This is a genomic window from Pararobbsia silviterrae (assembly GCF_003628125.1).
Classification (GTDB): domain Bacteria; phylum Pseudomonadota; class Gammaproteobacteria; order Burkholderiales; family Burkholderiaceae; genus Pararobbsia; species Pararobbsia silviterrae.
In genome coordinates, this window is record NZ_RBZU01000022.1 from 25,572 (window position 1) to 33,864 (window position 8,293).

5 protein-coding genes are annotated in these 8,293 nt (G+C 59.3%); 4 read left to right on the forward strand and 1 reads right to left on the reverse strand.

What is annotated here, in order from left to right:
* Nucleotides 1-358: 358 nt before the first annotated feature.
* Nucleotides 359-649 carry a DUF6471 domain-containing protein gene (locus tag D7S86_RS28125; protein ID WP_121091444.1) on the reverse strand — a complete coding sequence of 97 codons (291 nt, stop codon included), beginning with the start codon at nucleotides 647-649 and terminating at the stop codon, nucleotides 359-361.
* A gap of 194 nt (nucleotides 650-843) precedes the next feature.
* Here D7S86_RS28125 and D7S86_RS28130 point away from each other — a divergent pair, with 194 nt between their 5' ends.
* The 4 genes from D7S86_RS28130 to D7S86_RS28145 are packed head-to-tail and all read left to right on the forward strand — an operon-like array spanning nucleotide 844 to nucleotide 6,474.
* Nucleotides 844-1,614: a hypothetical protein gene (locus D7S86_RS28130; protein WP_121091445.1), complete on the forward strand. Its 771-nt coding sequence runs from the start codon at nucleotides 844-846 to the stop codon at nucleotides 1,612-1,614.
* Nucleotides 1,611-3,647 carry an integrase catalytic domain-containing protein gene (locus tag D7S86_RS28135; protein ID WP_121091446.1) on the forward strand — a complete coding sequence of 679 codons (2,037 nt, stop codon included), beginning with the start codon at nucleotides 1,611-1,613 and terminating at the stop codon, nucleotides 3,645-3,647. Before D7S86_RS28130 ends, D7S86_RS28135 begins: the two co-directional genes overlap by 4 nt.
* Before the next feature lie 59 nt (nucleotides 3,648-3,706).
* On the forward strand, nucleotides 3,707-4,630 hold the full coding sequence (locus D7S86_RS28140; protein WP_240648441.1) for a TniB family NTP-binding protein: 924 nt from the start codon (nucleotides 3,707-3,709) through the stop codon (nucleotides 4,628-4,630).
* Nucleotides 4,627-6,474 (forward strand): TniQ family protein, encoded by a 1,848-nt coding sequence (locus tag D7S86_RS28145; RefSeq protein WP_121091448.1) that lies wholly within the window; start codon nucleotides 4,627-4,629, stop codon nucleotides 6,472-6,474. Before D7S86_RS28140 ends, D7S86_RS28145 begins: the two co-directional genes overlap by 4 nt.
* Nucleotides 6,475-8,293 lie beyond the last annotated feature (1,819 nt).

Genomic DNA, 8,293 nt, shown 5'->3' on the forward strand with positions numbered 1-8,293 from the left:
GGGAATGCTGTCTGAAGTGGAGGATTGCCTGTTCGCTAGCCCATCTATACTCGCGACAAATTGATGCTCGCTCTGCGCGGCAGTGCCGCGCTAACAAACGCGTATTCGTCACAGGTCACTAGTCCGGAACCTGGCGACCTCAGCGTTGTCGACAAACTTGAAAACTCCGCCATCATTGCCTAGCCTCGTAAACTCGTGACCGGCGCAACGCCGGTATGTAGCACTGCGAATGAGTCTGCGTCGATTCGATTGACCGCGCACCCGGTCTGGCCCTCTATTTATGAGAGGGTACGAGCGGGAGTGGGACATGAAACTGGTCTGGCTGAGAGCAATTCCGGTCGCGCGTATAGCGCCCAGGCTACTCGTCGAAATCTCGTCCCCGCCAGAGCACGTGGAGGGAGACGGTCGTAACGCCGAGCGCGCTGAGGCACGCGAACAGGAAGGCAGCCGAGAATCGCATGCGGTTGATTTTGCGGTTTATCTGGTCGGCCGATTCGTAGATGCCCAGCTTCTCCAGCCGCCGCGAGAGCTCCTTGTAGCGGATTTCCCGTCGCTCCATTTCACCCTCAATCAGCGCCTTCACTCCTTCTTCCCACGTTGCGTACGGGTCGACCAGCTTGCCCTCACGCACGCGCTGCAGCTTTTCCATCGCTCTTTCTCGACATCGCAAAGACACGCGTTCTTCGTGCGCGGGAATAGTCTCACAACTCTTTTCGGTCGTATACGACCGATATCAAATCCTCGGTTCTACACGTCGTCAGCAACCAACCATTGCGACGAGAGCATGTCGACACAAACACTATCAATAGAGGCCCAAGCGACGGTCGCCGCCGGAGGTGCGAAATGAAAAGCGCGCCAGCCTATGGCGTGCGTAGCCGCCGAAGCAGCGAAAACGCCGGCGTTCGTCTTACGGCTCGTACGTATGGCAAGGCCCGAATCGGCACTTACGCAGAAAAGGCAGGCGGCCACATCACCGTCGAGTCGGACGCCGAACGCCTGGTCGCTCATTTACTGAACATCGACCCACGCGTTCGGTCGTTCAGACAACAGCCGTTCACCGTTGACCTCATCGGCGGGCGGCTCCTATTCACAACACAGGAAGTATCGGAAGCACGCCGAATGCGCGGCGGCCGCACGGGCGATGCCGAGTACACCCCGGATTTCGTCACCGTTCAGGACAATGGTCTGCAACGCGCTTACGAGGTCAAGCTCAGCGGATTCGAGGGCGACGCGCGGTACTGGTCAAAGGTCGACCGTGCCCGCGAAATCATGGATGCGTATTGCTATCCACTGTCCATCGTCGTCGTGCCAGCAGATGAGCGCCACCCCGTTCTCGTGAACGCCCAGCTGTTGAAGCCGGCGTTGCTTCGCGCCGGCGAATATCTAGCGCCGGACATCATCGCGGGAGTCGAGTACTACTGCAAATCGGGGCCTGTGCTTCAGCGGACGCTCTGCGCGGACCTCGAAATTGCACCGGGCATGATTCCGCTGCTGCTGGTCTCCGGTGTGCTGCAGGCAGACCTCCTGCACGAGCACATCTGCGCCTCATTGGAGGTATCGGCTGCTCATGGCGACTTGAGTCACCTCCACTTGATTGAGGCGCTCCAGCCATGACGCTGTCCGACCTGCGCTCCGAGGACAAGCTGATGCGACCGGGCGAGACGGACAGCTACTGGGAGGTACTCGATGGTCATCTGCATGACGGCGCCATCTTAGTCTTCGACTCCGAGACGCACGCCTCGCGCTTCGTCAGCTACGACGACATCCGTACGCATATTGCGGACGGGACACTCGTCTTGCGCCGAAAAGGGATGGCGCGCGTCAGCATTGCCGCGCAATACGACAATCCGGCGCTGCACAGCAAAGTCCGGCTACTCAACGAAGCGTTGCGACGTATCGACGATATTCGCGAGCAACGGGGACTATCGTTTGACGCTGCGATACCGCTCGCCCGCGAAGCCTATCTAAAAGCGAATGCCGACGTCCCACTCGTCTGCCCGTTTCCATCTCGCGCGACACTCTATCGCGCCCACACCAATCAACGGCTCGGACTTCCGGTCCTGAAAGGGGACAAGAACAAAGGCAATTCGACGGCCAGATATTCGAAAGAACTCGTCGCGTTTGTCGAAGACGTCATCCAGCGCGAATACCTGGTCACGGAATCGAAGTGGACGGTCCTCGACGTTACGGCGTTCGTCAATCGTGAGGCTCGTCGGCGCGGACTGCATCTCGCCGAACGTGCTATCAGCAGCAAGTTCGTAAACGCGAGGATTCGCGAGGTCACTGTCGATGCCGAATACGACCGAATGGACCCGCTGCATCGAGTCGCGGGCAAGTCGTTCGCAACGAAGCGTATCCGGGCTGCACTCCCTTTTGCTCGCATCGAGCAAGACGCGCTACACCTGCCATTTGTCGCGGTCACGCCAGACGGTGTCACTCGAACTATCTATCTGATTATCGCAATCGATGTCTGCAGCGGATATCCCGTGGGATGGCGCCTCATCATCGGCGCACCACGGGAGATGGATTCGCTGCTGTGTCTCGAGATGTATTTGACGCCAGCCAAACGAGCGCGGTTCGCCGAGTTGGGAATAGACCACAGGCTAAACGTCTTCGGCACGCCCTCGCAGGTCATTTTCGACAACGGTCCGGAGACAAAAGGCAGTCGAATCGTTCGCCTTGAGCGACTGGGAATCGATGTGAAGCATTGCAAAGCAAAGGAGGCCCAAGGCAAGCCGTTCATCGAACGACTGAACAGGTCACTCAAAGACGCGTTGCAGCGTCTCGATGGCTGCACACGCGTCGATGGAAAAGACGGCATGCGTGACCCGGTGGCGCTCGGCGACACGTTGCTCACGATAGAAGAGCTCGAGAAGTGGATAGTCCGGTGGCTTTACGAGGACTGGGTCAACACGCCGCTGGAGCGGCTTCGTTGGGACGAACTGCTGGTCGACTCGGTCAAGGGAAAGACGCCGCTCGAGCGCCTGACGTATTTGACCGAGGAGATGGGACATCCAATCACGCTACCGCCGCCGCGCGGTCAATGGGTTTCAGCCCTCTTCGAGCACAAGATTTGCACGTTGAGCGCCAAGACCGGCATCTCACTCGAGCATGGTTTCAGGTATCGAGGCGACGCCATGTCATATCTCCTCAATACGTACGGAGACGGGGCCCGACTTCATGTGGTCTACAACCCTGACGATTTTCGTGAGGCCTACGTGCACGAGGGTGATGACCTTCCGCTGGTCGCGCTGACACATGAACACGTTCGTCCAGACACCCCGGCGTGGACATTTGGAGAGGCGAAACAGCGTATGGATGCGGGACTCGCGGACTGGGCGGTGCCCGACCAAAAGCTGCGATTCATACGCGACTTGGATGACGCCGTGACGAACTCAGGCAAAGGCAAAAAACACAAGTCCCGCAGCAAGCGCGAGGAAAACAAGGAAACCGTACAGCGTGCGAGGGAAAGCTCAGCAATCGAGCGCGCCGTCGCGCGGCCCCTGTCGGCAGCCGTGCCGTTTGGACCCGCGCGGTCGACAAATCCGTTGCTGCCGTCGCAAGACACTCAACCCGGCGTCATCTCGTACGACGACGCACCCGAAATGAACATCGTGAACCGAAATACCGGAGAAAAACTGCTGTGACGCCGGCTCAACAACTGCGTAGGAACATCGAGACCTGCGAACTCCCGCACGCCAAGTTTATGGAACATCTCTCCACGCTCACGCGACGCATCGACGACTCGCTCGCCGGCTTCGCGCCCAAAATCATTCGGGTCCCTGGGCCAAGCGGCGTGGGCAAGTCTTCGCTGATTGCGAACCTCTCGCGCGGCTATCCCGAGTCCCGTGTCGACGGCCGACGCCATGTGCCCGTGCTCGTGGTCGAGGTACCTCAATCTGCAACCGCGAAGCTGCTTCCCAAGAGCGTGCTACGCGCGCTCGGCATCCAGGTCGCCAGCAGCATGACGGCGGGCGCCATGTTCGACATGATGGTCACACAGCTTCGCCTCGCGGGCACGCGGGTTGTGATTTTCGATGAGGTATCGCATCTCGTCGATGAAGGTTCACGGGTACCGCCGCGCGCAGCGAGCGACTGGCTCAAGACCCTCGCCGACACGCTCGACCTATCGCTGATTCTTTTCGGCATTCCGCGCCTCGAACGACTCTTCTCGGCCAACGAACAGTTGCGCCGTCGCGCTTGCCCCGCGCTCGATTTCTGGCCGTACAACGCAAGCGAGGCGCACGAGATGGTCGCTTATCACGCGTGTGTAGCGAACTATGCGCGCATGTTTGCCGAAGCGGCCTATCCGATTGACGTGCCCGCTCGTACGCTCACCGAGCAGACCTATTTGTTGACCGGCGGCTTGATAGGTGTGCTCGCTGACTTCATGCGTGAGTTGGCGAGTCTGATGGCCCACGAAGCACCGCGAGCCATCACTTATTCGGACTGCCAGAACGCCTGTGGCTCCGTCAGCCACGCGGGTTCACCGCACAGGCTGGCGTTCCAAAACACTGATACCGAAAACGCCGGCGTCGAACCGACGGCACTGCGGCAGGCATACGTCCACGTCATGACCAGCAACGCGGCGTCGATTCCGGTTCCCAAAAAACAAGGAGTCCAGCATTGAGCCTCGTTCTTACTTACGCGCCCAACGCCGACGAATCCGGCATGGGCTATTACCGCCGACTCGCCGCCGGCAATGCGTTGTGCAACTGGCGTGACCTCGCAAGTACAGCGGGTGTTGAGCGCCAGCGGCGAGCCCTGCTCACGCGCACGGATGACGTCGCACGGAGCCTCGGCCTTGAACCAGAGTGGACAGAATTCGCTCGGCAGCAGGAGGAACGTAGTCGAAGCTGGGGGCGTCTACATCGCGCACATGCGGACGCTGTGTGTCCCGCCTGTCTGGTTGAATCACCGTATCTCCGACAACACTGGGAACATACTTACGCTACCGCGTGCGCTCGACATCGAATCCTGCTCATCGACCAATGCGACGCCTGCGGCAATCGCATCTGTCCTGAGCGCGTCTACCTCGGCATGTGCTTGTGTGGTCAGGACTTGACGAACTTGCCCCACGTGCCCGCAACGCGTGCACAGCGGTGGTTGTCGGCGTTGGTCGCGAACCATGGGCTGAACGCTGACAACGTGAAGCCAGACCTGCACGGGGTTGACCTTGATGTGCTGGCCAAAGTCGTGCGCACACTCTGTCAGTACGCTGTGCCCGCTCGCCCGGGGCTGTCGCGCAGCGAGACGATGCCCAAGTCCGTATCCGAAGCGATTGCGTTTCTCTCGCCACTTGAGAGCTTGCTCGGCGACTGGCCGACGAGCTTTAAGAGCCACGTGGAGCAACGCATCGCCACCGGCCGCAAGGACGCGCGAACGCTGAACACGTTGCTAGGCGAGTGGTACGTCAGTCTGCGCAAGCTTTGCCAAGGCACGACGCTCGAACCTTTGTTGCAAATCATCATCGACGTGGCCGCCCAGAAATCCGATTGCGTGTTGGGCATGGACTCGACCAAGTCTATGGCGATGGATGCGACGGGATACGTGCGCGCTCCCGAAGTCGCAAAAGCAATCGGCATCAGTGTTTCTCGTCTGCACGACGCTATTGCTGCGGGTGAGTGCGAGCACCGGACTCGGCGCACTGGCACGCGCGGGCAACTCTTCGAAGTGCCGAGTGCAGAGGTCGACCGCATCCAGCGCCTGCGTGCCGAGTGGATTTCCGACGCCGACGCCTGCGAAGCGGCAGCCGTCCCTCCGGTCGTCCTCGAGCGTATGAAGGGTGCGGGAGTTATCAGCTCGGACGTCCGGTGGCGCGAAGACTTCACGAAAGGCGGGCCTGTCGAGCGCAGGTCCATCGAAGACTTGTTCGAGCGAGTAAGACGATGCGCGCAACCCGTTACAACGGCCAGCGACTCAACTCTCTCATGGTCGGAACTGACGAGTCGCCGCCTGGGTGACCGACGGGCTATCGAGTCGCTGATGCAGGCCGTCGCAACCGGCAAGGTCAAAGCCGTGTCTGATAACTCGACGCTGGGCACGATGCGATTCCTGATGACCGACATCTCGCAGTATTTCGGAACGCCGCTTCTCGAGGCCGGCATGTCGATTCAGCAATTGGCGACGGCGACCGGATGGAAGTGGGAGTCCATCTCACATTGGGCGGACGAGGGGCTGCTGGAGTCTGAACTCATTCAACGGCGTGGACAGCCCTGCCGCGTTGTACTGCCGCATCAACTGCTGGAGTTTAGGCAAGCCTACGTTCCGCTCGCAGACTTGGCGCGTGCAATGAACACGAAATCGTCAGCGCTGTCGCGCCTGTTGTCCGGCGTCAAACTGGTCGGCGCAAAACAGCTTCCTGACGGTGCTATGCGTGGAGGTCTAATTCGTATTGCCGACCTCGGCCGACTCGCGATTATCGGCGCGAGAGCTGGACACGACTTGTTTGTGCCTGCATCGAGTGGGACGTAGGAGTGCGCGGTGACAGGTCTCGTACGCGCCGGATTCTGGACGTAAGCGCCATCGGGCAATCCGTCGCCCCCCTCTGCCGACGCGAGCCGCCCGCACTGACTCGAGCGCCGCCGCTGAGGCGTTATCTCGCGGGTAGATGCACTTCCCGAGTGGCTCGCCGGCAATCTCTCAAGTTGCTCGCACACCTATACAGTTGCTACGGTATTTTTTGTTTTAGTTATCGAAAATGATGTTTCAATCCAATTTATCTATTGAGCATCACGAGGTTTAGACAAATCAAATTGGACCACCGCCTTTGCAATCGGCACGATTCCTCGAAATCGGCGAGCGAGAGCAGATGACAATTGGCACGTATTGTCCGTTGGGGTGAACCGTCGGCTGAGGCGTCTGGCCGGGCCATTTGCGTGATACCGCCGAATGCCATTCACGTCGTCGACTTCGAAAACGTGAACGGCGATGTTGTGCGGTGCTGGTCCGCTATCCGAGCGCCTTTAGAGAAGGCAAAACAGTGGCAATTTCCGTAGACCTTCCTGGTGAGGGCCCGAGCACTATCACGCTCGAGTGCTGGTCCATTCGGAGATTCGATTCAGGAGGGTGTCACTTTGTCGGCTTCTGGACTCCCTATGGCGTTGGGCGAGTCAGTACGCGAATTCTCTCATTCGATTCAGCTAGCAGGACCGGTGTCACTGAGAGCGGACGGCAATACATTTTGGTGGGGCCGCCCGGGTTCGACCGCGACGCGGAGTACGTATGGAACCGTGTGGCACCACTCATGGGACACGGTGCCACGTGGTCGGACATCACGAAGCATCCAGAGCAATGGCCGAGTGCCAACGTTCCCACTTCGCTCAAGTAGCTCACGCTCAATGCCATGCCTGCGCAACGAACCAAACGCAAAGCCAAAAAAACGCCGCCTGCAGCGATTGATTTTGGCCCCGAGCATGCGTTGGACCCCGATGTCGCCGTATGGCTCACAACTGTGATTCGCGAATTGTGTTCGACACATCCAGATGTTGCACAGAGCTTGGTCAACGCTCCGAATTGGACGGTCGGAAGAGCGTTCAAGCGCGCCGTGCGTAAATCGCGTCGAGCTTCCGCTGCCTGATGCCAATCGAACGGACGGCGTTATGTTGACGAGGCACACGAGCCCGTTACTCACACGCGGTTGTGGACAACCCCTGTATGACCCTGGGCGTTGGCTGTAGCGAATTTCTGAACAACGCTGAGTCATCGCACGACGCACGAAAGTTGTTCCGTACTACCAGGAGTTCTCACGTGGCTATACGGAATCTTTCCGTTTCGTAAGCCCATGACGTCGTTCAAGTTGTCCTGGTTGTCCACAGCAACGACGCCCACCTACTATCTATTACTACGTATACAGCAGCAGTAACTTTATAAAGGATAGGTCGCACCGTTTGAACACGGATGCGCTCAAATGCGGACGGCGTGCGAATGTCGTGGCGGCTCGTCCTGGTTGAAGAAGCCCCGGCAATGAAAGATACGCGGCGCCATTCGATGGGGACGCTGTTCCTCGGCGCGGGACGGCGAGACTCATCGTGTCGCGTTCGACTAACCGCCCGCGCCGAACTGCTGCTGGTCGAGCGAGACGGTTGCGATGATGGACTCGAACTCGACTACCAAATCCGGATGATGTTGGGTCACGTATAGCCGCGCCGACTCGTTTTCCATGAGCTTGCTGAGATACGCCTTCGCGAGCACTAAATTCGTAAGCGAGTCGCGAGCGCCGTCTTGACGACGGCGTCGTGATCGTCAGTGGCCGGCGCGAAGCTGTTCCGCCACGACCCACGGCGTCAATTCT

Coding starts and splice junctions, on each gene's coding strand:
- D7S86_RS28125 (WP_121091444.1), bottom strand. CDS start 649: ATGGAAAAGCTGCAGCGCGTGCGTGAGGGCAAGCTGGTCGACCCGTAC.
- D7S86_RS28130 (WP_121091445.1), top strand. CDS start 844: ATGAAAAGCGCGCCAGCCTATGGCGTGCGTAGCCGCCGAAGCAGCGAA.
- D7S86_RS28135 (WP_121091446.1), top strand. CDS start 1,611: ATGACGCTGTCCGACCTGCGCTCCGAGGACAAGCTGATGCGACCGGGC.
- D7S86_RS28140 (WP_240648441.1), top strand. CDS start 3,707: ATGGAACATCTCTCCACGCTCACGCGACGCATCGACGACTCGCTCGCC.